General features: G+C 66.3%; 21 protein-coding genes. 7 read left to right on the plus strand and 14 right to left on the minus strand.

All coding sequences use genetic code 11. The features are described from left to right. Positions 1-58: 58 nt before the first annotated feature. The 6 genes from queC to AC3ISA_RS03645 are packed head-to-tail and all read right to left on the minus strand — an operon-like array spanning position 59 to position 5,319. Positions 59-745, minus strand: coding sequence for a 7-cyano-7-deazaguanine synthase QueC (queC, locus tag AC3ISA_RS03620; RefSeq protein WP_489179376.1), 687 nt, complete (start codon positions 743-745; stop codon positions 59-61). Continuing rightward, a complete protein-coding gene (locus AC3ISA_RS03625) occupies positions 742-1,113 on the minus strand; it encodes a 6-pyruvoyl trahydropterin synthase family protein (protein ID WP_489179377.1) in 372 nt (123 codons plus the stop codon). Before AC3ISA_RS03625 ends, queC begins: the two co-directional genes overlap by 4 nt. A gap of 33 nt (positions 1,114-1,146) precedes the next feature. After that, positions 1,147-2,250 (minus strand): DGQHR domain-containing protein DpdB, encoded by a 1,104-nt coding sequence (dbpB, locus tag AC3ISA_RS03630; RefSeq protein ID WP_489179378.1) that lies wholly within the window; start codon positions 2,248-2,250, stop codon positions 1,147-1,149. Further along, positions 2,247-3,533, minus strand: a complete 1,287-nt coding sequence (dpdA, locus tag AC3ISA_RS03635) for a tRNA-guanine transglycosylase DpdA (protein ID WP_489179379.1) — start codon at positions 3,531-3,533, stop codon at positions 2,247-2,249. The genes dbpB (AC3ISA_RS03630) and dpdA overlap by 4 nt, the downstream gene beginning before the upstream one ends. Next, a complete protein-coding gene (gene dbpB, locus AC3ISA_RS03640; RefSeq protein WP_489179380.1) occupies positions 3,530-4,633 on the minus strand; it encodes a DGQHR domain-containing protein DpdB in 1,104 nt (367 codons plus the stop codon). The genes dpdA and dbpB (AC3ISA_RS03640) overlap by 4 nt, the downstream gene beginning before the upstream one ends. Further along, on the minus strand, positions 4,630-5,319 hold the full coding sequence (locus AC3ISA_RS03645) for a hypothetical protein (protein ID WP_489179381.1): 690 nt from the start codon (positions 5,317-5,319) through the stop codon (positions 4,630-4,632). Before AC3ISA_RS03645 ends, dbpB (AC3ISA_RS03640) begins: the two co-directional genes overlap by 4 nt. Positions 5,320-5,994: 675 nt before the next feature. Here AC3ISA_RS03645 and AC3ISA_RS03650 point away from each other — a divergent pair. The 4 genes from AC3ISA_RS03650 to AC3ISA_RS03665 all read left to right on the plus strand — a co-directional run bounded on the left by AC3ISA_RS03650 (position 5,995) and on the right by AC3ISA_RS03665 (position 9,229). Further along, a complete protein-coding gene (locus AC3ISA_RS03650) occupies positions 5,995-6,192 on the plus strand; it encodes a hypothetical protein (RefSeq protein ID WP_489179382.1) in 198 nt (65 codons plus the stop codon). Between the two features lie 664 nt (positions 6,193-6,856). Next, positions 6,857-7,681: an HNH endonuclease gene (locus AC3ISA_RS03655; protein ID WP_489179383.1), complete on the plus strand. Its 825-nt coding sequence runs from the start codon at positions 6,857-6,859 to the stop codon at positions 7,679-7,681. A gap of 7 nt (positions 7,682-7,688) precedes the next feature. Beyond that, positions 7,689-8,843: a DGQHR domain-containing protein gene (locus tag AC3ISA_RS03660; protein WP_066629698.1), complete on the plus strand. Its 1,155-nt coding sequence runs from the start codon at positions 7,689-7,691 to the stop codon at positions 8,841-8,843. A 56-nt stretch (positions 8,844-8,899) separates the two neighbouring features. After that, a complete protein-coding gene (locus AC3ISA_RS03665; RefSeq protein WP_489179384.1) occupies positions 8,900-9,229 on the plus strand; it encodes a winged helix-turn-helix transcriptional regulator in 330 nt (109 codons plus the stop codon). Between the two features lie 198 nt (positions 9,230-9,427). Here AC3ISA_RS03665 and AC3ISA_RS03670 read toward each other — a convergent pair whose 3' ends face one another. Further along, positions 9,428-10,666, minus strand: a complete 1,239-nt coding sequence (locus AC3ISA_RS03670; protein ID WP_489179385.1) for a DUF3363 domain-containing protein — start codon at positions 10,664-10,666, stop codon at positions 9,428-9,430. A 333-nt stretch (positions 10,667-10,999) separates the two neighbouring features. Next, complete coding sequence (locus tag AC3ISA_RS03675; RefSeq protein WP_066629703.1) at positions 11,000-11,944, minus strand: DUF2493 domain-containing protein; 945 nt, start codon at positions 11,942-11,944, stop codon at positions 11,000-11,002. Positions 11,945-12,523: 579 nt separating this feature from the next. On the opposite strand from AC3ISA_RS03675, the gene AC3ISA_RS03680 reads away from it, so the two are divergent. Both AC3ISA_RS03680 and AC3ISA_RS03685 read left to right on the plus strand, forming a co-directional pair. Then, a complete protein-coding gene (locus AC3ISA_RS03680; RefSeq protein ID WP_157076494.1) occupies positions 12,524-12,772 on the plus strand; it encodes a hypothetical protein in 249 nt (82 codons plus the stop codon). Then, complete coding sequence (locus AC3ISA_RS03685) at positions 12,769-13,542, plus strand: hypothetical protein (protein ID WP_066629716.1); 774 nt, start codon at positions 12,769-12,771, stop codon at positions 13,540-13,542. The genes AC3ISA_RS03680 and AC3ISA_RS03685 overlap by 4 nt, the downstream gene beginning before the upstream one ends. Before the next feature lie 35 nt (positions 13,543-13,577). Here AC3ISA_RS03685 and AC3ISA_RS03690 read toward each other — a convergent pair whose 3' ends face one another. The 4 genes from AC3ISA_RS03690 to AC3ISA_RS03705 form a co-directional block, all read right to left on the minus strand. Continuing rightward, a complete protein-coding gene (locus AC3ISA_RS03690; RefSeq protein WP_066629718.1) occupies positions 13,578-13,796 on the minus strand; it encodes a hypothetical protein in 219 nt (72 codons plus the stop codon). Positions 13,797-13,938: 142 nt separating this feature from the next. After that, on the minus strand, positions 13,939-14,412 hold the full coding sequence (locus AC3ISA_RS03695; protein WP_066629720.1) for a GcrA family cell cycle regulator: 474 nt from the start codon (positions 14,410-14,412) through the stop codon (positions 13,939-13,941). A 123-nt stretch (positions 14,413-14,535) separates the two neighbouring features. Next, a complete protein-coding gene (locus AC3ISA_RS03700; protein ID WP_066629721.1) occupies positions 14,536-14,955 on the minus strand; it encodes a single-stranded DNA-binding protein in 420 nt (139 codons plus the stop codon). Positions 14,956-14,991: 36 nt separating this feature from the next. Then, positions 14,992-15,348 (minus strand): single-stranded DNA-binding protein, encoded by a 357-nt coding sequence (locus AC3ISA_RS03705; protein ID WP_066629722.1) that lies wholly within the window; start codon positions 15,346-15,348, stop codon positions 14,992-14,994. Positions 15,349-15,535: 187 nt separating this feature from the next. Between AC3ISA_RS03705 and AC3ISA_RS03710 the strand changes: the two genes are divergently transcribed. Further along, positions 15,536-15,970 (plus strand): hypothetical protein, encoded by a 435-nt coding sequence (locus AC3ISA_RS03710; RefSeq protein ID WP_489179386.1) that lies wholly within the window; start codon positions 15,536-15,538, stop codon positions 15,968-15,970. Here AC3ISA_RS03710 and AC3ISA_RS03715 read toward each other — a convergent pair. Both AC3ISA_RS03715 and AC3ISA_RS03720 read right to left on the minus strand, forming a co-directional pair. Continuing rightward, positions 15,931-20,205, minus strand: a complete 4,275-nt coding sequence (locus AC3ISA_RS03715) for a strawberry notch family protein (RefSeq protein WP_066629726.1) — start codon at positions 20,203-20,205, stop codon at positions 15,931-15,933. The two genes, AC3ISA_RS03710 and AC3ISA_RS03715, sit on opposite strands and share 40 nt — an antisense overlap. Positions 20,206-20,344: 139 nt before the next feature. Continuing rightward, complete coding sequence (locus AC3ISA_RS03720) at positions 20,345-22,405, minus strand: ParB/RepB/Spo0J family partition protein (RefSeq protein WP_066629729.1); 2,061 nt, start codon at positions 22,403-22,405, stop codon at positions 20,345-20,347. Between the last annotated feature and the right edge of the window lies 1 nt (position 22,406).

Here is a 22,406-nt window from a genome sequence, read left to right on the forward strand (position 1 = left end):
CTCGCTCGGATGATATGGGATGGCAACCGTAAAGTGAGCGTTACGAGCGTTTCCCCGCTTACGGGCTCCACCGTTCGAAACCGGACCGGCGCAGGTCGCAGGCGGGGCAGTCGCCGCACCCCCGGCCCCAGGCGTTGTGGGTTTCGGTGTCGCCCTTGTAGCAGGTCAGGGTTTCGGCGCGGATTAGTTCGACCAGATCCGCACCGCCGATGGCGTTGGCTATGGCCCAGGTCTGGGCTTTGTCGATCCACATCAAGGGGGTCTCGAGCACCATCCGGGTCTCCATCCCCAGGTTGATCGCGACCTGAAGCGCCTTGATGGTATCGTCGCGGCAGTCCGGATATCCGGAATAGTCGGTCTCGCAGACGCCTGTGACGATATGTTTGAGGCCTCGGCGATAGGCCACGGCGGCGGCAAAGGTCAGGAACAGCAGGTTCCGCCCGGGGACGAAGGTGTTGGGCAGGTCGGACGCGCTGGTGACGATCTCCATGTCCTGAGTCAGGGCGGTCTCGCTGATCTCGCCCAGAACGCCGAGGTCCAGAATGTGGTCCTCGCCCAGCTTGCTGGTCCAGTCCTTCATCGCGCGCAGACCGTCCAGGACGACGGTGCGGGCGTCGAGTTCGGCCCGATGACGCTGGCGATAGTCGAAGCCTATTGTTTCAACCCGGTCGAAACGCTCGAGCGCCCAGGCCAGGCAGGTGGCGGAATCCTGACCGCCGGAGAAAAGGACAAGGGCCCCGCTCACGCGACGGACTCCCCGAAATAGGTGACCCGGTCCTCGGTGGAGTCCCGAAGGACCGCCACCGAATGGAGATTGGAAATCTCGTCCTCGAGGCGGCGCCAGATGTAGGCGCACAGGTTCTCCATCGTGCCCGGACCAAGATCGTTGATCTCATCTAGAAACCGGTGGTCGAGGGCGTCTCGGGCCTGTTCCAGCTTTCGGGCCAGCAGGCCGGTATCGATGATCATCCCGGTTTGGGGATCAGGCCGGCCGCGCAGGGTCACCTCCGCGCGATAGGAGTGGCCGTGAATGCGACGGCTTCCCTCAGTCTCGATCTCGCGCTCGAGCGTGTGGGCGGCGTCAAACCGGAATTGTTTGGTCAGTTCATACATGGCGTGGATCGCAGAAGATCATGAGTCGGAGGATTAGAGCAGGCTTGGTTGGGCTTCGACCGCGTCCGCGAGCCTGGCCCGACGGGCGCGCACATCGCGGCGCACGATGCCGTCCAGATATCGCGACAGGACCGAGACGTCGGTGGCGGTGACATTGACCGCCTTCCAGTGACGCACGTCGCCATTGCCGAAATCCCAGCTGCCTTCCGTCCAGGCCGTCCGGCCTTCGAGGCAGGCCAGCCCCTTCAGAAACTGGCTCCAGGTGCGCGCGTCGTCCAGCTGGGCCAGCGTCTCCATGACATGGCCCAGGGACTGGATGCCGGCGCCGCCGACCAGACGGGAGGTGTTGGCCTTGTGACCCCACCAGTCGGTTGGAAACGCCATGGCGACCGCCTTGTAGAACTCGCTGATGAGCTCAAAGCATTGGCGCTCCCCGTTCGGCTCGGTGACCATCGCCCGCATGATGCCGTCACTCAGGGAGTTCATCAGCACCTTCTGGATCGCGGTATCCTTGATGACGCCCGAGGGATTGGTGTGCAGATGGATCTGGCCCTTCAGCGAAGAGGCCTGGTTGAAGTTCAGCCGATCCGTCAGTTTCGCCGCCAGTTGACGGCTTTGCATGCGGTCCGGCAGGCCGTCGACCGTCGGCAGCAGCTCGTAGATCAGCGATTTGGGCAGGGGCCGGGTGTTGTTTACCAGGACAAACTGGCGACGGAGTTCGGCTTCGTCCTTGCACAGCATCAAGGACACGAAGAGCTGGAAGTCCTGCCGGGACGACAGGCTGAGCGCCGTCAGACGCTGCTGGCCGTCGACGATCAGGCCCTTTGGACCCTTTTCAAGATCGATCGTCACCCGGCATATCCCGTCTCCCCTATCCTCTACGACGACGCCCTGTGTGAAGGCTACGACGATCGCGTTCGGCAGGATGGCCGTCGGCGTCTCGATGTAATCGCGGATTTCGCGAATATGGCCGGCGATCTGGGGGCGTTGGAAGCCGCTCAGCGTTCCCGACTCATCGCGACCCACCCGGTCGATCTCGGCGAACTCCAACACCTGTCCGGCCGTCGCCGCGAAGGTCAGGACGTCGTGTTCGGCGCTTTGGCGCGCGCGGGCGGCCATGAAGGTCAGGCTCGTCATAGTCTCTCGTTCTTATTGGATGGCAGGGCGTCAACCACGGTTTTGAAGGCCGCCAAGTTGTGAATGCCGCGACGCTTGTTGCGATTGCTGGCGCGGAAGATCATCACCTCGATGCCGACATCGCGACAGATGCGGCAATCGCATTTGCGCCACGGCTTGTCGGCCAGTGTGGTGCGGTAGCGGCCGCGCAGCTTTTCCATCGTCGCGCTGTTGCGGACGTGTTCGTACGCCTGGCCTGTGGCGAGGACGGCATTGTACGCGAGCACCGTCTCAAGCACGTCTTCGAGATCCTGATCATCATGGTCGTAGGCTCGCAGGGCCGCTAGGGCGTGGGTCTCCAGTCGCGTCAATGCCTCCGCTTTGAAATCCCCTTGCCGCACGTGCGCCTGCAAACGCGGGTTCTCGATGGCTTGGGGAACGCGGATCGCGGTGTAATAGGTGAGCTTGGGCCCATCCCCGAGCCAGTAGTTCTGCTTGTCGTCCTTGAACGCCCGCAGCAGCGGTGACGTCGTGTCGATACTGGTGACATTGAAGGAGGCGAATTCGTGAATGTCGTTGGCCTTGGCGAAGCCGAGGATATGCAACCGGGTTGACGGTGGCACCACGTCACGAATGGCGACGAGGCAGCGTTTGATCTGGTCCGATTTCAGCGGAACCATCCCGCCGATGGCCAGGTAATCATAACCCATGGCGACAAGGCGGCGCGCGGCTTCAGCCATGCTTTGAGGCGACCAGCCCTGGACCACCCCCATCGGCGTGAACCGACCGACGTGGCGGGCCTCCGTCAGGAAGGCCGCCGCGTTCTCAAGGGTGATCTCGAACCGGCGATGGGCTTCGGCATTTCCGCCCTCCATGCCGACGGCGGTTTCGTCGAAGTCGAAGATGATGTGATCGACCGAGCAGCCGTGAGTGAAGCCACAATCCTCGTAGAACTCCATCGTATCGGTCGGGGTGTAGGGAGGATTGTCCTCCTTCACATAGGTGAAAGCGCCGCAATCCCCGAACAGGGCGAGCTCAGCGAACTCCGGGGTATTGAGGCGAAGAAACTCCCTCGCGCCGACCCGACGGAACCGCATGGCTTGGGCGTCGGTGTATTTTCCTTTCACCGGGCCATCGCCGACGATCCCGCGCGAGACCAGCATGCCGTGGTACGGCGCATAGCCGAGGATTTCGTGTGGATAGGCGTCGTCCCAATAGGGTTTGCGGCCCGGAGCGTTGCGATCGTTCAGAAAGTCGTAGCCCGGATCGACATAGTCGAGGCTGTCGGCGAAAATGAACTTCATCGCGCGGGCCTCGACAGTTCACGGTCGAGCTTGAGCAGGTGTTCGCTTAGTCCCTTGATGTGCCGGCCTGTCGCCTGGACGTCATTCCAGGCCCAACCCAACCCCTCCCAGGTTCCTTCAGTCCAGCGACAGTGAGGCGCGATCCGCGCCAGAGCGGCGGCGACTTCCGCATCCGGATTCTCACTAGCGTCGGCCCGCGTCCAGATGGGGTCCATCAAAGCGCCCATGGCCTGGATGCCTGCAGTATGCATCAGGCGACTGTCGCTCGACGAGCGGCCCCAGGCGTCGGGAAAGGCGTCTCTCACCGCCCCCCAATAGGTGCACAGAGCCTGCAGAATGGCATCGAGACCGCTCTCCGCGTCATAGGCTCCTAAGGCGCCCGCCGGCCTGAGATTGGCGGCGATCGCCTTGGTCAGGGCCGTATCGGTGACCACGGCTGCGGCGTTGTCGTTCTGGGACTCCCGCTTGATCATGCCGTTCAGGGGCGAGGCTGGATTGTCACTCAACTCAGCGCAGAGGGCACTGGGCACCTGCCGCGCCTTGAGCGATCGCGGCAGAGCCATGGACATCAAGGGCAGCAACTCATCGATCAAGCGAGGCGGCAGGGGTTTTGCCTTGTTAACCAGAATGAACTGGGCGCGCTGGGTCTCCAGGTCACCGGAGACGAAGGCCACCACGGGCACCAGCAGGTCGGCTTTTTTGGCTCGGGCCAGCGCCAGCGAACGCTGCTGACCATCCACGATCCAAGCCGCGCGCTGCCCTTCGGGACGGATGGGAATGATCAGTTCGCCGCTGCGCACGGCGGTGTCCTCTCCCGCAGGGCCACGGGCCAGTTTGAACCGGACCTGAGGCGACAAGGCCAGAATAATGGCGTTCGGAAACAGAACCGCGCCTTGACTCAGGAAGTCGGTAATCTCGGAGACATGAGCCCGGATTTCCTTGCGCTGAAACCCGTCGAGCTTTCCGTCGCCACGGCGTAATCGGGTGATGTCGGCAATTTGGGTGACCTGGTCGCCCGGCAGGAAGAAGGCGTAGACGTCAATGTCATCGCCCTGACGGGTCCTGAGCGCGCGGACCGTCACCTTCGGCCCGCGGCTCATGCGCCCGCCCCCGCCTGAAGGCTGACGCGAGCCGAGTGGAACAACCGCCGGAAGCGTCCCTGCTCACAGGCCATGCCGAGTTCGTCACGGAGGTGGCGCAGCATCAGGGCCGAGCGCCCGTCCACGGCGGCCCAGTGGGCGCGGATCGCCGCTTCGATCCTGTCATCCGACGCGCGTTCGCGGATTGGCACCTCACGGGCTTTATGGTCGCCCAAGGCCTCCATCACCGCCGCACGGTCGAGGTCCGCAGATCCCCTTCCCTTGATCGCCTCCGCGAAATGGCGAAGCGCTCGCTGGGCGAAATCGCTCTGCGTCCCAGCCAACTCGGCACCGACCGCATCGAGACGATCGTCATACGGCATCCAGGCTCCGGCCAAGGCCGCCGCCGGACCCTGCGGCCGGCCTTTGGTGAATAAGCGCAAACGGCCAAGCCTCTCGGGAGGCCAGGCCGACCAGTCTTCAGCGACCATGCCGACATAGGAGGCAGACAGGGCGGCGAGGATAAGACCTGTCTCGGTTTCCACCGCCCGACTGCGGAATGGCGTCGCCTCTTGCAGCGCTGACCACCAGGCAGCGGCGCCGCTGGTGGTCTTGGCGAGAACATTGTCTGGATCGCGCCCTGCTGTCGTCAAACTATAGGAAGGAGCCAGCGTTTCGCCGTCGATCAGGCCAAGCCCGGCGGACACGATCGCTAACGGTGCGCCAAGCAAGAGCGCGGCCCGGCGGGCTTCAGAAAAACCCCGCCCACCGTAGAGAGATTCGGCGGGGCCGACCGGAGCCCTCGTGCGCAACCGAGCCGTCCAGGCCCTGGCGACCTCCGGGGAAGATCCTGGCGCTAAGGTTCCCGCCAACAGGGTCTCGTCGACGGGCAAACGCTTCCTCTTGCTGCAGTTGGTAATCACAAGTGTCACGGTTTTTGCACCAAACGATCGTATCTTTTACGCAGTTTTTTGACGCAAATCACGCCATCTGCGTGTAGTTTCCCACCTGTTTTACCGTAAATCCATAGCTGCGATCGCAGACGGCGTGTTTATTGGCCAAGCTTTCGCGGCTGAGTGCTCCGACATGCGGCGGTTCGAGCGTGTCGCCGCCTCACTGGCCTATCACTCGTCAAGGGAGGAAGGCTGCCCGGCTCGCAAGACAGCGGACATCTTAGCCCAGTCGTAGAAGTCGCGCCTGGTCTTCGCCACAAGGACAGGACAAGATGAGGGCCGATGCTGAGTCCAAGCCGCCGGAGCCCCCTCCCGCACCAGTCCCCCGAGCCTGACGCCTGTCGAGGTCAAGGCGGTTGCGTTCATTGCCTCAGAGACCGATCCCGGAGCGCTGCGCGGAATGGCGAAGAGCGCTTTAGGTCGATCCCCGTGGTCGAACAGGCCGCCCTCCGTCGTCTCGCAGAGGTCTCGGCCGGCCGGACGCTGGGGACGGTCGAACATGCCTGCTCGCAGACGGTTGATGCCGTCGAGGTCCTGCGGCGGTTGAACGGCCGCAGGGTTTGGCGCATGCGCCGCATGCGCCGCATGCGTCCGAAGATCGCCAGAGACGGCGAGGTCGCGCCCTGAAGTACAGCGCGCTGAAGCGCACCGAAGGCTTGACGAGATCATGGCCTATGGACTGCCCGCATTGGCGGCTGAAGCCATCTCTTGCGGTTCGCGGCCAGCTTTACGTCTGCGGCCCTTGCCGCCGCTCGAACGCGGCTTGAGGAGGCCGGCTCCACCGTCGGAGCGAGGGGAGAACTGACACGATGACCGTCATTTGGTCGAAACCGGCCTTGTGATCCTGACACCCCTCGCCCGCCGCCAGGCGGGCAACTGATCCGTCTCGAAAAGCCGGCGATCAGCACGAAAACGACGAGGAAGAATAGAGTCCCGCCGATGACGTTGCTCGGGTGATGCCGCAGAAGCTTGCGGCAGGAGTTGGGTCGACGCTGCCGCGCGGTTCTCCTCCACTGTTTGCAGATGAACCCTACTCCCGGATGGTCAAGACAGGGTTCTCTCGACGGCCCATCGGCCCGATAATCGGCCCTATTCGCCCGATCGTTGAGACGCTCCCAGGCAGTCTGATCGGGCTCCTTGTGCCCGCCAAGTCCTGGTCCGCGAAACGGCACGACTCCGGTTCTTGCTCCGGGCCATTGGCGCGTTTCGGAAACAGCGCTAATGAGAGCCCCCACGCGCGCGAGTTGTGCCTCCCTCTATGTATGAACCGTTTCTCATTCGGTCGCCGCGTTTGCGTTTCGAGGCCACTTCCCCAGGCGAACGCCTGTGGTTCGCCATTCGCGACTGGTGGTACAATGCTCTCGGAGATCAGGCTGGGCCCCAAGGGCTGATTGGCTTTGCCTGGCTTGATGGCGACGGTCGGCCTGGTCAGGCGCTGACTCATGCGGCGATCTCCGATGCCTGCACCCGTCTTGCGCGTCGGGCGGATAAGGTACTTACTCGGTCTCTCGAGGGCACCTTCGAGGCGGAGCAGTTCCGCGACACAGTCGTCAGCGAGGTCAAACAATACTGCGTTTCGCCTATGGGCATGAGCTTTAGCGATCCGATACTCACTGTGCTTGGCAACCTTGCGTTCGAATGCGCCCGGGTGTCACGGCAGTCGATCTCACAGACGACGCGCCGAGATGTTCACAACGAAATGCGCGGCGCAGATGGCCATGCCCAATGCTACGTCTGCGGACTCCAGCTCGATGGCCGATATCCGCTCGATCATCTCTGGCCCCAATCGCTCGGTGGCATTAGCGGCGAAGCCAATCTTCTGCCGGTTTGCGAGGAGTGCAACACGCGTAAGAAAGACCGCATAGGCTGGGACATGTTCGGGGTTGTCGTTGACAACGCCTTTTTCGGCCAAACGATTGAGGGCGGGCGAATTGGGGACATGGCTTTGCAACGGCGCGCCGCAACACGTCTAGCCGAGCGGGACAAGACGACTCTCAAGGACGCCCTCAAGCGGATCGGGCCCGTACGGATCCGTGAGAAGATAAGCCCCGATTACGACGGCGACTGGTTCTATAATAACTCCGTGCACGACCTCTCGGTTTTGCCCCAACTTTGAAATGACAATGGCCAAATACACTTATCCAGCCCTGGTCTATTCCCAGCGCGGCAGCGCCAAGACGGCTTTTTGCATGCTGTCCGCCCCGGCTGGTCAGATACTCCAGTGGGCTCGTGTCGATCGCCTTGAGCACAACAACCTCAAGGGTGTGCAGAGACGCAAGAACGACACGAGAACGCGGTCGATCAAACAGTTCCTGACGGCAGATCCAGCCAACACTATCCCGACCGCCTTGACTGTCGCCCTCCCGTTCAGCGCGATCAACGGCATAGACGGTGCGGCCATCGGCAAGACCGGCGTCTCCCCAGTCTCGATCACGATCGACGTCGATGAGGCGGAGGAATTGCCCGGCCTCATTATCGATGGGCAGCATCGGATTTTCGGCATCAACGAGTTCGATCCGCAGATGCACGTGTCGGTCGTGCTGCTGCTCGGCGCCAGCGATGCAGAAATCGCCTTTCAGTTTCTGGTGATCAACAACAAAGTCGCCCGGGTCAGTCCCGACCATATGAAGGCGCTCAAACTCGCTTACCAACTGGATGATCTCGACGCCCGCCTCACCCGTTCGGCGCGGATGAAATCGAACGGCGCTCCGACCTATCTGGAAACGATCGACACCGAAGCGGACAGTCCATTCAAAGGGCGACTCAAATGGCCGCGCAATAACGACACCGCTGCCTTCCGCGCGATCCCGCCCAACGCCTTCGAGGCCGCGCTGCTTTACCTCCAGCAACAGATGGCTGTGACTTCGACCGACGCAGACGCCAAGGGCTACGATGCGGTTGTAGACTTCTTTCTCGAGATATGGAGAACGGTGCAGACCAAATGGCCCCTCGCCTGGACTGACGCGACGTCCCGACTGCTTTCCAAAGTTGGGATTGTGGCGTTTTCCCAGTACATCATCGACGCAGTCATCGCTCGTGCCGAAGCGCTCGATCAGATTGAAAGCCTCAAGGACCTCGATCAGGTCCGGCAACATGTCGAGAAGATCTTGGAACGCCAGACCTACGAGTTCTGGACGGCGCCATGGTCGACAGGAAGCTTGGACACGGAGGCGGGTCGTGGGCTCGTGCTCAAGGACTTGAAGCGTATTGCCAACAACGATCGCAATGGCAAGCCGTGGTTCGACAGCCTGGGACTGGTCGACAAACTCGACGGTTAGGGCTGTCCTGAGCTTCGTCTCCACATCGTCATCGAGCCAGTATCGCCGGCCCGCCCGTGCGGGCCGTGCTCGACGAGATCGCGGACAAATGGACCATCATGATCGTGACCGTCCTTTGCCCCCAGCCTTCGCGTTTCAACGAGATCAAACGACGGCTGGATGGCATTGCTCACAAGGCGCTGGCGGACGCTCAGAAGCGGTTGGCGCGGAATGGTCTGGTGACGCGCACCGTTCTGCCGACGACGCCTATCGGGGTGGAGTATGCAATCACGCCTCTGGGACACTCGCTTCGCCAACCCTTCGAGGCTCTGTGCGCCTGGGCTGTGGTTCACGCCGAGGCCGTCGAGCAATCGAGTTCGTCCTACGATGACGGCAAGGCCGCCTGATCCGCAGTCCTTGCGCCGCTGCCAGGCTCAACCCAACGGCCCGTCCCCGTCCTGACCGCGACGTTCCCTACGAGGTCCGGGTCCGACGGGCTGACATGCTCCCGGGAAGCCCTCGACAGGACGGACGGTTGATGGCCCGAAAGCCCGAGAATCCATGTCGAACGATCCGCCACGCGGCGCTGGCGGGGCCCATCGACCCTAACGCGACAGGTCCGCGCCCCGCCCGCTCACGACCTGAGCCAACCCGTTTGACATCGGCTGGAGCGTGACCGTCCTGCCCGCAGTCAGGAAAGGACTCCCCGCCCGCAGCCGCGCATAGTGTTCGACGCCGCTCTGGTCACGCAGCACGACGAAAGCAGAAGCGCCCGCCTCGTCATGGAATCCCGCCTTCACGACCACGCCCCGCACGCGCTCAAGACCCAAAGGCCGCACCTCCTTCGCCCCCTCCAGCCGGCGTTGGTTCAGCGTGCGTATGATGTCCCGGCGAGCCTGCAGGGTCCTGAGCTTCGGCTCGATGTCCTCGTCGAGGCGGTATCGCCGCCCCACGCGGGTCGCGAGACCCAGTTGTTCCAGATGCCTCAGCCGACCGCGCGTCAGGGCCGCCCAGGCGTCGGTCGTCCCTACGCCGTCGTCCACCATCCGGCCGCCGTCCGCCTCGGCGATCAGGCGCCGATCGAAGCCGGTGAACCGGTTCGCCTCGGTCTCCTTCCAGATCCGTCGCTCGGCCTCCACCCGCGACAGGTCTCCGAGGCGCTCCTGCGCGACCTCCTGCGCCCGCGCCCTGAAGCCGTAGCCGATGTAGTCGCGAGGGATGACGAGGTCCCGGCCGTCCTCCCGCCGTCCCCGAACCAAGACGTGGGCATGCGGTTGATCGGTGTCGTAGTGGCAGGTCGCGACCCATTTCAGATCGGGCTCTCCGAGGTCCGCAGATACCCGTCCCATGACCTCGCGGACATAGGATTTCATGTCGAGCCGCTCGCCGTGCTCGGGCGAGATGATAAACCGGAAATGGTGACGGTCATCGCTCCAGCCGTCGGTCTCCGCGGCCGGCCGGATCCCGTCGACCTCGCGATCGAAGAACTCCGGACGCTCGCCTTCGACACCGGCGCCGGACCGGCCGAGGTAGGCGATATGCTTGCCCTGGGCGGCAGCCCGATCGGCGCCTCGGCCGACATGACGCGAGACCAGCGCCTTGACGATGACCTTCTGGCGAACGTCGAGACGGAAGGCCCGGCCCGACCGGTTCTGCGCCGCCTTCAGGACGCCGGATCGGTCGCCGAGCGCGAACGCCCTGGAACTCGCCAGCCGTTGCATCATGCCCTTGCGAACGCACGGCCGGTCCTTCTTCAGCCGGATCGGTAGGCTGACGCGGACGCCTTCTGGGTTCTCGCGGGAGCCGGCGGCCATCCTCTCTCCAATGGCGTCGCGGATCAGCATTCAGACCGCTCCTCAGATATCCCCGAGGCTGTTCCCCGGCGGCAACTCAACGCAACTCGCCCATAGGTCCGCGCGTCTCGACTAAGTCACGGTCAGAATAGAAGAAAAGCGCAGCGCCAAAAACACCCTTTTATCTTGCCCTCCGACCTCTTTTGCAGATTGTCATACATTCCGATCATCTCTCGACATGCCCGATCAACAGAAACCGCCGCGTTCCTCTCCTGCGCCGGGATGTTCTCGTCGAGGCCGCTCCGGACGTCGGACGCCACCGGATGACAAACAAAAACCCGCCCGGCCGAAGCCGAGCGGGTCGTTGATCTCAGTCCTGATGTGTCAGGCTGCGCGCGCCTTGATGGAGACGTGTCGCAGCCCGTTCTCCATCGCCTTCTGCCCGAGGTTGAGCGCCGGTCCGAACGGCCGCTGATCCTCCCGCATCCCCGCCACCGAATGGACCAGGGTCAGGCAAACTTCCGGCTCGAGCGCGATCAGCTCTTCGTTCGCCCGGAAGGGAGCGGCTTTGCCGTGCGCATCGAAATCCGCCCGGGCGAGGATGAGTTTCACCCCCTTCTGCTGGGCCCATCTGATCGCCAGTTTCTCGGACCCCTTCGCCCCGGTCGTCGCCAGGGCCATGTCCGGCCAGGTCTCCTTCGCCCAGTTGAGGGCGTCGAAGATCCGGCCCGCATCCTCCGCCGTGTCGGCCGTCGGCGCGCCCCGGAAGGCGATCACCGGACCGCCTGGATCGGCCTCTCCGGATTTCCGGTTGCGGATCGCCCGGATCGCCTGTTTCGCTTCCAGCTGCGCCGCCGTCAGATGCGTGCCGCGCCGTGATCCGCGCCAGGCCGTCCAGACCTCCCCGGTCGCGACCGTCCAGGTTTCGGAGGCCGCGTCCCGGATCAGTTCGCAGGCCTGCGTCGCGGCATCGCCCGCCTTGGCCTTCGCCGTCGCTTCCTGAAGCTCGGTGTCGGCCGCCTCCGATCCGTCGAAGTGTCGGTCGAGCGTTCTCATCGTGTCGCGGGCCCGATCCGCATCGCGTTCGATCCGTCCGGCCGCCGAATGGAAGGCGCCGATCAACGCCTCCCCCAGGATAGTCTGGTAGTCTTCCAGCGCCGTGTCGGAAATCACGTCCACCAGCTCGGTCATGAGCGCGCGCCCGAGCTGGACCAGGGCATCCTCCGTCGGGTGCGGACGATCCTCACCCAGGGACGCGGTCAGGTCGTCGAAGGCGGAGTCGGACTTCTGGGCGGCGGAGGCGATGAAGGGATGGCTGTAGAAGGTCATTGGAACATTCCTTGAGAATGTCGAGCGCCCCATGCGCAACGACCCCGGTCTTGGCCATATCGGGGTCCCCGGCAGTCACCGGAGCGGGTCGCCTCTTGCGACCCGTGGAGGGGAACGGCGCAGCCGTTGACTTCCGGGGTGATATGACAAGATCGGAGGGCGTTGTGTGGGGGCAAGTCGTCGTCGCTCTTCGCGACGACGACACAACTCGGCGCCGTCGCGCCGATGCGGACGAAGACACATCGATCTTCCTGTCCGTCGGCGTCGGCGAGCCGACGACGCTGCCCGGTCGACCGGACCGCAATCTGCCTCTGTCGCTCGACCGGCGACCGAACTAGTCTGGAGACTTACTCACCGAATAGGACGGCCCCGACCCTGATGGAGGACTTACATCCCCTGGTGCGCGCAATACTCCGAGGTCTTCTTGAAAGCCCACTCTACAGCCTGGCTGAAGACGTTGTCGCGCGACTGTCCTCTGACCAGGATGAGCCGTCCGAAGGCTGGAGCGCGGATGACGCGCCGCCACGTCGCGAAGGGCCGGCGCTGAAATCACGCCGCCAACCGACCGATTATGACGGCATGGGCCAGCTCCTCGTTCTGGAAGAGGTCGTCGGCGGCTGGCTCACACGAGAGATGGCGATCGCAAGGGCTATGCCCAAGCTCGCCAGGGTGCTCGAACTCGAAACCGTGTCGTTTGACCGGTTCAGCGACGTCAATCTCATCGACGAAGACCGGAGCGTGGCGCTGGAAATGTTCGAAAAGAGGTTCCGTTTCGTCGTGGCCCGTGCCCGTGCGGCCCTGTCGGGCGACGCCGGAGACCTGCCATGAGTTCGCCGCCGCTCACCGCTACGCCGTCTCTGGAAGAGCAGTTCACCCAGGAGATCGCTCTGGCCTCGACAGACCTAGCGATCGCCCAGCCGGACCTGGCGCTCGGTCTCGGCAAACGTTTCGAGGCTTGGCTCTACCTCAAGATCGCGGCTGACCTGAAACCCTTAGCGAAAGCTCGCAACTCGACCGGAGAGTCGACGGCCGACCTCATTATTCGCGGTGGCCCAGGGTACATGGCGCCCAAGACCGGAGATCCCCTCGTCGAGGCCGGTTACTTTCGGATCGGTGGTGATGAGGGTCCTCACCTCGAACTGCATGCCGGTCTGCGCCACAAGGGTCTCAGCGGTGCGTCCCACGAGATCGACATCAGTCTCAACTCGCGCCTTACTTGCCATGGCACGCGGTCCGGAACCAAGGCGCAGCCCTATCCGGGAGCGCCGGTCCTAGGACTGGAGCTGAAGCAGTACGACGCCGCCAAGGCCCTCGACAAGAACTTCGCCCGCGCCCTTCTGGGCGTGGCGGTGGATCTCGATCCCTGCTGGCTGATCGGGGAGATCGAACTGGTGGGTCGCAGACGGTCGCTGGGGGCATGGCACGCCCCGGATCGCGCCGCCTACCGGCTTGTGACCACCGCGACGCTGACCCCCGAGACCGTGTCTTTCCTCGATGCCTACGACATCGGCATGTCCGTCAGCGTAGCGCCGCAGACCGCCGGAACCACGGCCGACCTCATGGAAGCCGTCTGGGACGCGGTTCGCTTCTCCTGCTGATCCGGGCGAGCAGACCGTCCGCCGGTCTGCTTGTCCTAAACGGGCTCTACCCATCCGGTCGGCCGCCAGCCGCTGAAGGCCTCGATCGCGACCTTGACCGGCCCGCTGATGTCGCGCTTTCCGGCCTCCATATCCTGGATGCGTGCCTCCAGCTTCTCCGGCGTGCCGACCAGACGTAGCGCGCGCGCCATCGTCAGCGCATCCCAGCCCAGGATCTGGCGGGCGACCTTCAGTTCAGCGGCCGGAGACGCCATGATGGACCTCGTGCGGCCGGGGCCGAAAAGGGGGCGGCGCGATTGGGCCGGCCGGACAAATTGACAAACGGCGACCTCGTCGAGGCCGCCGTTCGGGCGTGTGTAGACGTGGATTGCAGCGGCCCCATGGCCACTATGGCCGTCAGACCAAACCCGCCAGCCGCTCAAGGCTGCGTGTCGTCTCAAGCACAGGCCGATACGCGATCTGGGCGTGCGGCGCGCAATAGGCGCCGCGAACGGCGGGCCGTCCGCAGAGACTGAAGCTGCGAGTGCCCGGATCTCCCAGAGGCCAGCGACAGTCGTGGCGGCGGACGGACAGGAGGGACGCCCGCCCTGTCTCTGGCGGCTCCGGACAATCATCGGGTAGGCCCTCCTGTGGCGAAGGCGCCGGCAGGGTCGGAGCGCGGGAGGTCAAAGCACGGGCGGGCCGCGGTTTCATCGTCGGCGGCGCGGCGGCGCGTCCGGCCGACAGGCCCATGCGATAGACCTTGCCCAGCACGGCGCTTCGACTGATGCCGTGCGCAAGCTCGTGGGCAATGTGCTCTGCGGTCTTTCCTTCTCTCCAGAGGGTCTTCAAGCGTTCGATACGATCCTGGGTCCAGGCGGAGGCGGTCATTGGGGGGACTCCCGATGCGACGAGCCCGATCGGCTCGCCCCTCCCGCCCTTCCTTTTTCTCCGGCAGACGAAGAACGGCCCGACGCCTGCGCGCCGGGCCGTTCAAGGAGGGAGCCGCTCCGATCAGAACGGGATGTCGTCGTTCAAATCGTAGCCGCCGGCCGGTTCCTGGACCTGGCGGCTTTCCGCCGGATCGTCCTCGCCGGCGCGCTCGCGCCGGTTCTTGAGGCGAATGTCGCCGACGATCAGGCGAAGGTCATAGTGTTCGACCCCGTCCTTGCCGGTCCAGGTGTCGTTCTCGACGTGGCCCTGGATCACGACCCGGCTGCCCTTCCTGGCGTACTGCTCGATGTAGCGTTCGGCAGTCGCTTCGTTGAAGCAGACGCAGTTGAAGCCGGTGGTGCGTTCGCCCGGCGTGCCGTCGCCGCGCCGGAAGCGGGTGGTCTCCAGCACGCGGAAGCTCGCGCGCTTCTTGCCCGAGCCCTGGGCGGAGAGGATGGAGGGGTCGGCGGCCAGATAGCCTTCGATGACGAGGGTCTGCATGGTCAGTCTCCTGTTGAATGTAGGGGGTTGAAAGGATCAGGCGGCGGCGCGGTCGGGCGAGCCGACCGAGGCGTCGCGGCCTTCGGCCCAGTCGAGGACGGTCAGCCGGTTGATCACCAACTCCTTGGCCGCCCGCTCCTTGCCGTCCCGGGCCGTGTAGGTGGTGTCGATGAAGGCGCCGATGACCACGGCCTCGCAGCCCTGGGCCAGTCCGCGAGCGATGACCTTCTCGTTCAGACCCTTGGACCAGCTGACGCAGTTGACCCCGACCAGCCGGTCCTTGCCGGCTGCGTCGACGCCACGCTTCTCGAGCAGCCGGAACACGGCCTTGCCGAAGTCGTCGCTGATCTGGGGATCCGCCGCGAGACGCCCGGTGAACATCATGGATTGCATGTCAGTCTCCTGTCGATCCGAAACGCCGGGGAGCCGATCTCCCTCATCCCGCTTCACCCATGGCCTCCCTTCCTCCATTACTTTCCGGTTCGGGCCTCCGCCCGGACGGTCTGCTCGGTCAGGCGATGCCCGCGCCAAGGCCCCCCGTGCTAGACTGATGCATTGGGATCGACCCAGGAGGGACGGCATGGATCGGGAGCCTTTGTCGGCCAAGGACGCGCGCGACCTGGCGCGGATGTCCAAGGCGATCGTGGAGATCTGCGTCCGGAATACCGAACTCGAGACGCTCCACGCCGGACGGTTTCCGGTCTCGCGCGCGGGCGACTTCAGCGACGTCGTGGTCATCACGCCGGACGGCGAGATTCCATGGGCCGAGCTCAGCCGGATTTCCGATCCGGAAATGAAGGCCCTGATGATCGAGATCGTCGACAGGGTCTTCACCTACATGCGTTTCCCCGAAGCCCTGGCCACGATCCCGGGCGGCCGCGCCTGGGATCCGCCCAAGTTGAACGAAGACCTGATGAAGACCGTGCGTCGCCGACAGGCCCTGCGAGACGCCGAAAGGCTAGCTCAGGCCGGCGCTCAGGCTGCGGCGCCGTCTAGCACGGTCTGCACGGGGTGACGCCGGAGCACCGCCTCGACCACCCGCGGCCGATCTACGGGCACGAACACTCGCGGCGTGAAGGCGATGATTTCGACGAAGCAGCCCAACGAGACCAGGGCGTCGCGATCGGCGCGCCCCCCGACGATCTCCAGGCGCCAGCGGTCCATGACGCGGGCCCGCTTTAGCCAGAGGCCGCCTTCCAGCGAGAGCTGGACGCCTCGGTCGAGCACTGCTGCCCCGGTCGTCGCGCCGTCGGCCCAGGCCTCGCTCACGTCCGTCAGGCCGAGAGCGGCCTTCAGAGCGCGGGCCTGGACGGCGTCGAGGACACGGCCGAGCCAGCGCCGCCCATCGGGCGCGCGGACGCGACGAACGGAACAGCCCCTGGCTGGCAGCCGGCCCCAGATTGGCAGAAGCAGGCCGGTCGCCAGGGTCAGCTCGCGCCGACGCCACGGGTCCGTACCGGCGACCTCCTCGTCCCACGCCCGCCGCCAGTCCTCGACGATCGCAGGCTTCCAGGACGACTCCTCGAAGGCCTTCTCGGCCAGGGTCTGGCGGTCGTCGGGACGAATGAGCCGCACTGCCGTGACCAGGCGATCGTCGTCCGTGGCCGTCGTCAGGCCGAGCTCGGCTATCGCCGCCCGGCCCGACTTCTCGTTGACCACCAGCCGGTGGGCGATGTCACCCGCCAGGTTCAGGGCGTCGTCGGCGTTGAGGATCTCGCGCCGCACCTTCAGTGCGAAGGTGACCAGGGCCGTCTCGGCGCCGGTGGCGACATCGGTGCGGATCCTCTCCTGATCGACGACTTCCAGCTCCTCGGCCTCGATGTCCTCCAGGCCGCGATCCAGGTCCCCCGAGGCGGCCGCTCGCTCCAGGATGCCGGAGAGGATGCGGTCGAAATCGTCGAAGAGGGCGTTCTGATCGGCGATGCGCAGGGCCAGCAGCCGGTTCAGGAAGGTGTGGATGGGAGGCAGGTCGTCGGAAGGTTTGAGGGGGCCGTCCTCGTCCAGGAGCTTCAGGCTCGTCTTGGCCATGAAGGTCTCCAGCATCATGGACGACAGCTCGCCGAAGGCCAGAGCTCCATAGAAGACCAGCAGGGCGCGGCGCGCCCAGGGGCTTTCGAGGTTGTCCTCAGCCCGGAAAAGACCAGCTCCGGCGGTCCGGCGCTCTCCGCGCGTTAACGCGCCCAGGGAATCGAGGCGCCGGGCGATCGTGGAGGTGAAGCGCTTTTCTCCCTGGATGTCGGTGGTCACGGGCCGAAACAGGGGCGCCGAGGCCTGGTGGGTCCGGTGGCTGCGGCCCAGCCCCTGGATGGCGGCGTCCGCGCGCCAGCCGGGTTCGACCAGGTAGTGGACGCGACGCTGGCGGTTCTCCGCCGACAGGTCGGCATGGTAGCTGCGGCCCGTCCCGCCCGCGTCCGAGAAGATCAGCACCCGCTTGCGTCCGGACATGAAGGCGTCCGTCTCGGCCCGCGCGGCGGAGGCGCCGCGCCGTTCCACCACGCGTCGGCCGTCCCGCACCACCACCCGGCGCGACCGGCCCGTGATCTCGGCGACGGCGTCCGTGCCGAAGGCCCCCAGCAGCGCGTCGAGCACGCCGGGCACGGCGGGCAGGCAGGCCATACGCGTGATGAGGAGCTGTCGGCGTTCGACGGCTTCCCGGCTGACGGCTGGTCGTCCGTCGACCATGACCGGGACCATGGTGACCCCGCCCCTGTCGTCCTCGATCGCTTCCATCAGATGGATCGGGAAGGCCTCGCGCAGATAGTCGAGGACGTATTCGCGGGGGGTCAGGTCGATCGACAGATTGTTCCACTCCTCGGGCGGAATGGAGGAGAGCCGGCGTTCCATCACCGCCTCGTTGGTCGAGACGATCTGGACCACGGCCGACCGGTCGGCAGCGAGGTCGTCACGGATGGAGGCGATCAGGCTGGGGGCCTTCAGCCCGGCGAGGAGATGGCCGAAGAAGCGCAGCTTGGCGCCCTCGAAGGCGGAGTGGACGGCGGAGGCTGCCTGTCCGCTCCTGGGCTTGCCCTCCTCGTCATTCAGACCGGTAGCCTTCAGCGCCTCGGCCAGGTTGGCGTGGATGACCTGGAACGCATCGGCCCAGGCGTCCCAGATGCCGATATCGTCGGGCGTCAGCGGATGGACGAGCGGCTCGTATTCGACGCCCTCGAACGACAGCGACCGCGCCACATAGAGACCGAGCGCCTTGAGCTCGCGCGCCACCAGCTCCATCGCCGCGACACCGCCCCGGTCCATCGCATCGAGGAAGTCGGCGCGGGTCATGAACGGCGCCTCCGGCCCGCCCCACAGGCCGAGACGCGCCGCGTAGGCGAGGTTCTCGGCCGTGGTGGCCCCGGTCGCCGAGACGTAGAGGATCCGGGCGTTCGGCAGGCGGTTCTGCAGGGCGAGACCCGCCATGCCCTGCAGCGAGGCCTTTTTGGTCCCCCGCGCGCCCTTGCCGCCGCCTGCCGCGTTGGCCATGGCGTGCGCCTCGTCGAAGGCGATGACGCCGTCGAAATCCTCCCCTAGCCAGGCGACGATCTGGTCCAGACGCGACGGGCGCGCGGCCCGCGCGGGCTGGCGAAGGGTCGCATAGGTCGTGAACAGGATCCCGCGATCCAGCCGGATCCCGTCGCCCTGTTTCCAGCTCGAAAGCGGCACGATGTCATGGGCCCCGCCGCCGATCGCGCCCCAGTCGCGGCGAGCGTCCTCCAGAAGGGCGTCGTTCCGCGACAGCCAGACGGCCCGCATGCGGCCCTGGCCCATGTTGTCGGCAATGACGGCCGCGATCTGGCGGCCCTTGCCGCAGCCCGTTCCGTCGCCGAGGAAGAAGCCGCGGCGAAACCGGATCGCGTCCTCCGCATCGTCCCGGACGAGCACGACCTCGTGCGGCGCCTCGGCCGGGCGGAACCGCCCAGGCAGATGTCCGCCGTGGGCCTCGCCGGCGTAGATGACGCTCTCTGTCTGGGCGTCCGAGAGGCGAGCCTCGGCCCGCATCGTCGGCGGCAGGACCGGACGATAGGTCGGCGCCGGGGGCGCGACCGAGGCCATTGGCCCGGACTCCACCAGAGGGGACGGATGCGGCCTCGGGTCCGGCAGGTCGATCCGCGCCAGGGCGTGGGCCTGGTAAAGGCCGACGTCGCGGCCTGCCCCGCTCCATGCCTTGACCGCATAGGCGAGCGGCGCCGCGCCCGCGAGGAAGCCAAGCCGGCCGGAGGGCAGGGCCAGGCCACGGTCCCTGGGCGCGAGGAGGGAGGTCGCGGCGAGCTCGATCCGGACGCGCGGCCTGGCTGAGGCGCGCGGAGACAGGCCGCGGATCAGGCCCGTCATCGCGTCCCAGTCGTCCGGCTGGTGCAGGAGCCCATCCCAGGTCCGCGCCGGCGCACGATCAACGACCAACAACCCGGTTTCGACGGATGTGCCATGTCTGGCGAAGGCGCGGCCGGGAAAGGCGATCGTCCCGACGACGGCGCCATGCGCCTCGAACGCGCGGCGCATCCCCGTGTCCGCCAGGGCCGTCAGGGGCACGATGGCCGCCATCCTCCCCCCGTCCGCCAGAGCCTTGAGACCGGCGACGAGGTGAGCCGCCAGGTCGGAGAAGGGTGGATTGACGAGGACAACGTCGAAGCGGCCGGCCTCGGGCAGCAGGTCGGCGAGGTGGCGACCATCATGCCGCGTCCGCGCGGCCAGAGGAAACAGGCCGTCGAGGAGGCCGGCGCGGCCCGGCGCCCTCTCGTTCAAGGTCAGTGCGCCTCCGCAGACCTCGGCCACCACCGCGAGCAGCCCTGTGCCCGCCGAGGGCTCCAGCACACGGTCGCCGGGCCGCACCTGGGCGGCCAGAACCGCCATGGCCGCGAGCGGCGGCGGGGTCGAGAACTGGTCGAGCGCGACCTGTTCCTCGCTGCGACGGCTGTGGGTCAGACCCAGGGCGGACACGCCGGCGAGGACGGCGGCGATCTCGGCCGGCGCGTCTTCCAGCCTCGCGACCTGGGGCGCCAGGCGCCGGATCTGCATCACGGTCCCGGCCTCGATGGCGTCATAGGCGTCGCGCCAGGTCCAGGCCCCTTCCGCATCCGACGCGCCGAAGGCGGTGGTCATGACATCGGCGACGAGGCGGCGGTCGAGCGGCCTGGACCGCGCAAGGGCGATGGCGAACGCCCGCGCCGCGGCGAGGACATTGGCCGATCGGTCGGACCGCGAAGGCGTGGCGAACAGGGACGGGGTGATCGAGGCGGCAGGCATGGCGGGCATCCGGATCACCTGGAGCGGAGGGCCCTCCCTCACGGTCCTCCAGGCTCGCCTCGCCCCGCCCTTCCCCCGCCTTTCCGGGTCCGCACGACAACGCCGCCCCGACCGAGGTCGAGGCGGCGCGTTCGTCGTCGGCGAAGGTTCAGGCCGCGGCGGGGTCGAGCGCGGCTTCGCCAGCGGCGGTGACAGCGAAGGCGCCGACGCCATCGTCATCGGCCTCGTCGTTTAGCGCATCGAAAGGACCGTCCTCCGCGCCCTGACCATCCTCCGCGGCCGCGCCTCCATCATCGACGGAGAAACGCCAGGACAGGCTTGCGGGGGCCCAGGTTCGCGCGGCCGCCTGTTCGACCACCCAATCTACCAGTTCCGTCTTCTTCAGGGTCCGGGCGCGCTCGTCCTCGGAGCCCATGGTCTCGAGCATGCCCAGCAGGAGGCCCTTGGAATGAGACTGCAGAAAGGGCGCATCGGGCGTCCAGTGCAGGCTGATGTCCGCATCGCAAAGCGCGGCGAGTTCCGCCGCCTCGGCTCGGGCAGCCCGGCGGACCTGGAAGGTCTTCTCCTCCCGGACGTCGAGGCTGACGGCGGTGAGTTCGGCCAGCAGTCCCATCTTCTCGCCGTGCGGCAGTCCATGGATCCAGGCGATCACGGTCTCGCCCGAGGCCTGCCAGGCGGCGCGACGATCGTCGAGGCGCTGGCGGACGTCGCCGTCGAGGGCCTCGATGACCCTCCCGGCCGAAGGGTTGAACCCCGTGGCCACGATCGCCAGGGCCGACTCCGACCGGGCCACGCGGCTGCGCAGGACGATCACCGTGAACAGGCGCGAGATCAGCGCCGTCAGGGCGGCGGACGGATCATCGGCCAGGGCCCGGATCAGGCCTCGCGTGGCGACGTCGGTGCGCGCCCCATGGAGCGCGTGGTTGACCCCTTCAGTCTCAGGTTCGGGCGCCTCTACCTCGGGCGAGATGTAGGCGGGCGGGGCGGCCGGGCGCGGGACTGGATCGCCCCCGCCGCTCTCATCGTCGTCGGTCTCGGGCTCCTCCGGCGTGTAGCAGCGCACCTCCACGCCCGTCTCCGCGGCCGGCCACATCACCATCGTCGTCACGACGCGGCCGCCGCAGCCGGTCTGGTCGGAGGCGATCCGCGCGCGGATCATGTCCATGATGGCGAGATCGGCGATGTCCGGCCGGGCCGGTTCGGCCAAGGCCAGGCGCGCAGCCTCGACACGATCGTTGAAGACCTCGCGCTGGGCGCGATATCGCGCCATCTCCTCGGCCGGGAGGGAGCCGCCATAGACATAGCCGAGCGCTTCCAGGTCCTCGGGCAGATCCGGCTCCGGGCCAGCCGTGACGTGGACGGCGACGCCTTCCGCCTCGAACACGGCCGCGATGCCACGGGCGCGCCTCAGCCACAGATCGGTCAGGATGTCAGGGTCGAGCAGGACGGGGACGAGTTCGCCGAAGAGATCGGTCTCGGTGCGGCCCCCGGCCTCGCTGTAGGTGGTGGGGTCGACGAGGGCGCAACGGCGGTCGCGCGCGGTGACGCGGGCGTCGTCGAGCCGTTCGAGAACGCGCCAGTCCTGGAAGCCGTGACCGTCCAAGGCCGCCTCGGCGAGTTCCTCCTGCTCGGCCTTGTCCGGCAGCCGCGCCAGCAGCCGCGCCTGCTTCAGGCTCATGCGGCCGCTCTTCAGGGCGACGAGCGCTGCGGACGGCAGGCCGGCGAGCGCCGCCAGACGCTTGATCTCGATCTCGGCATAGCCCAGCGCCCTGGCGATCACCGCGACCGTCAGTTTCGACTTCAGCATCCTGCCGATCGCCGCGATGATGTCGGCGACATGGACGGGCACGGCGGTATTGGTGAGGAGCACCGCAGCGGCCTGACGGGCCGGGTCGGTCTCGACGAAGACATCGACGGGATGGTCCTCGCCGATCTCGCCGGCCTGGAGAAGAAGGCCGAGCGCGAGCCGGCGACGGCGTCCGTCGAGCGCCATCCACGGCTCTTCCTTCCTGCCGCGACCGGGGCGGACCGTCAGGGGCTGAAGCTGGCCGGCCGCCCGGATCGTCGCCGCGAGCGTGGGAATGTCGTCGTCGGGCGGTTCGCCGTGACGGAGGTTTTCCCGGGCGATGCCCAGATCGCCGAGACGGACTGTGCGTCGGTCGCGCTCGACGACAACGACAGGGGTGATAACGGGAGCGAGGTCGGTCATG

Source organism: Brevundimonas sp. KH_058, from assembly GCF_057838505.1.

Excerpts from the sequence above, each read along its gene's own strand:
- AC3ISA_RS03660 (WP_066629698.1), top strand. The coding sequence starts at position 7,689 with ATGGCCAAATACACTTATCCAGCCCTGGTCTATTCCCAGCGCGGCAGC.
- AC3ISA_RS03710 (WP_489179386.1), top strand. The coding sequence starts at position 15,536 with ATGGATCGGGAGCCTTTGTCGGCCAAGGACGCGCGCGACCTGGCGCGG.
- AC3ISA_RS03715 (WP_066629726.1), bottom strand. The coding sequence starts at position 20,205 with ATGCCCGCCATGCCTGCCGCCTCGATCACCCCGTCCCTGTTCGCCACG.
- AC3ISA_RS03720 (WP_066629729.1), bottom strand. The coding sequence starts at position 22,405 with ATGACCGACCTCGCTCCCGTTATCACCCCTGTCGTTGTCGTCGAGCGC.
- AC3ISA_RS03690 (WP_066629718.1), bottom strand. The coding sequence starts at position 13,796 with ATGGCGTCTCCGGCCGCTGAACTGAAGGTCGCCCGCCAGATCCTGGGC.
- dbpB (WP_489179378.1), bottom strand. The coding sequence starts at position 2,250 with ATGACGAGCCTGACCTTCATGGCCGCCCGCGCGCGCCAAAGCGCCGAA.
- AC3ISA_RS03700 (WP_066629721.1), bottom strand. The coding sequence starts at position 14,955 with ATGCAGACCCTCGTCATCGAAGGCTATCTGGCCGCCGACCCCTCCATC.
- AC3ISA_RS03685 (WP_066629716.1), top strand. The coding sequence starts at position 12,769 with ATGAGTTCGCCGCCGCTCACCGCTACGCCGTCTCTGGAAGAGCAGTTC.
- AC3ISA_RS03670 (WP_489179385.1), bottom strand. The coding sequence starts at position 10,666 with ATGCTGATCCGCGACGCCATTGGAGAGAGGATGGCCGCCGGCTCCCGC.
- AC3ISA_RS03675 (WP_066629703.1), bottom strand. The coding sequence starts at position 11,944 with ATGACCTTCTACAGCCATCCCTTCATCGCCTCCGCCGCCCAGAAGTCC.
- AC3ISA_RS03705 (WP_066629722.1), bottom strand. The coding sequence starts at position 15,348 with ATGCAATCCATGATGTTCACCGGGCGTCTCGCGGCGGATCCCCAGATC.
- dpdA (WP_489179379.1), bottom strand. The coding sequence starts at position 3,533 with ATGAAGTTCATTTTCGCCGACAGCCTCGACTATGTCGATCCGGGCTAC.
- AC3ISA_RS03625 (WP_489179377.1), bottom strand. The coding sequence starts at position 1,113 with ATGTATGAACTGACCAAACAATTCCGGTTTGACGCCGCCCACACGCTC.
- AC3ISA_RS03680 (WP_157076494.1), top strand. The coding sequence starts at position 12,524 with ATGGGCCAGCTCCTCGTTCTGGAAGAGGTCGTCGGCGGCTGGCTCACA.
- AC3ISA_RS03695 (WP_066629720.1), bottom strand. The coding sequence starts at position 14,412 with ATGACCGCCTCCGCCTGGACCCAGGATCGTATCGAACGCTTGAAGACC.
- dbpB (WP_489179380.1), bottom strand. The coding sequence starts at position 4,633 with ATGAGCCGCGGGCCGAAGGTGACGGTCCGCGCGCTCAGGACCCGTCAG.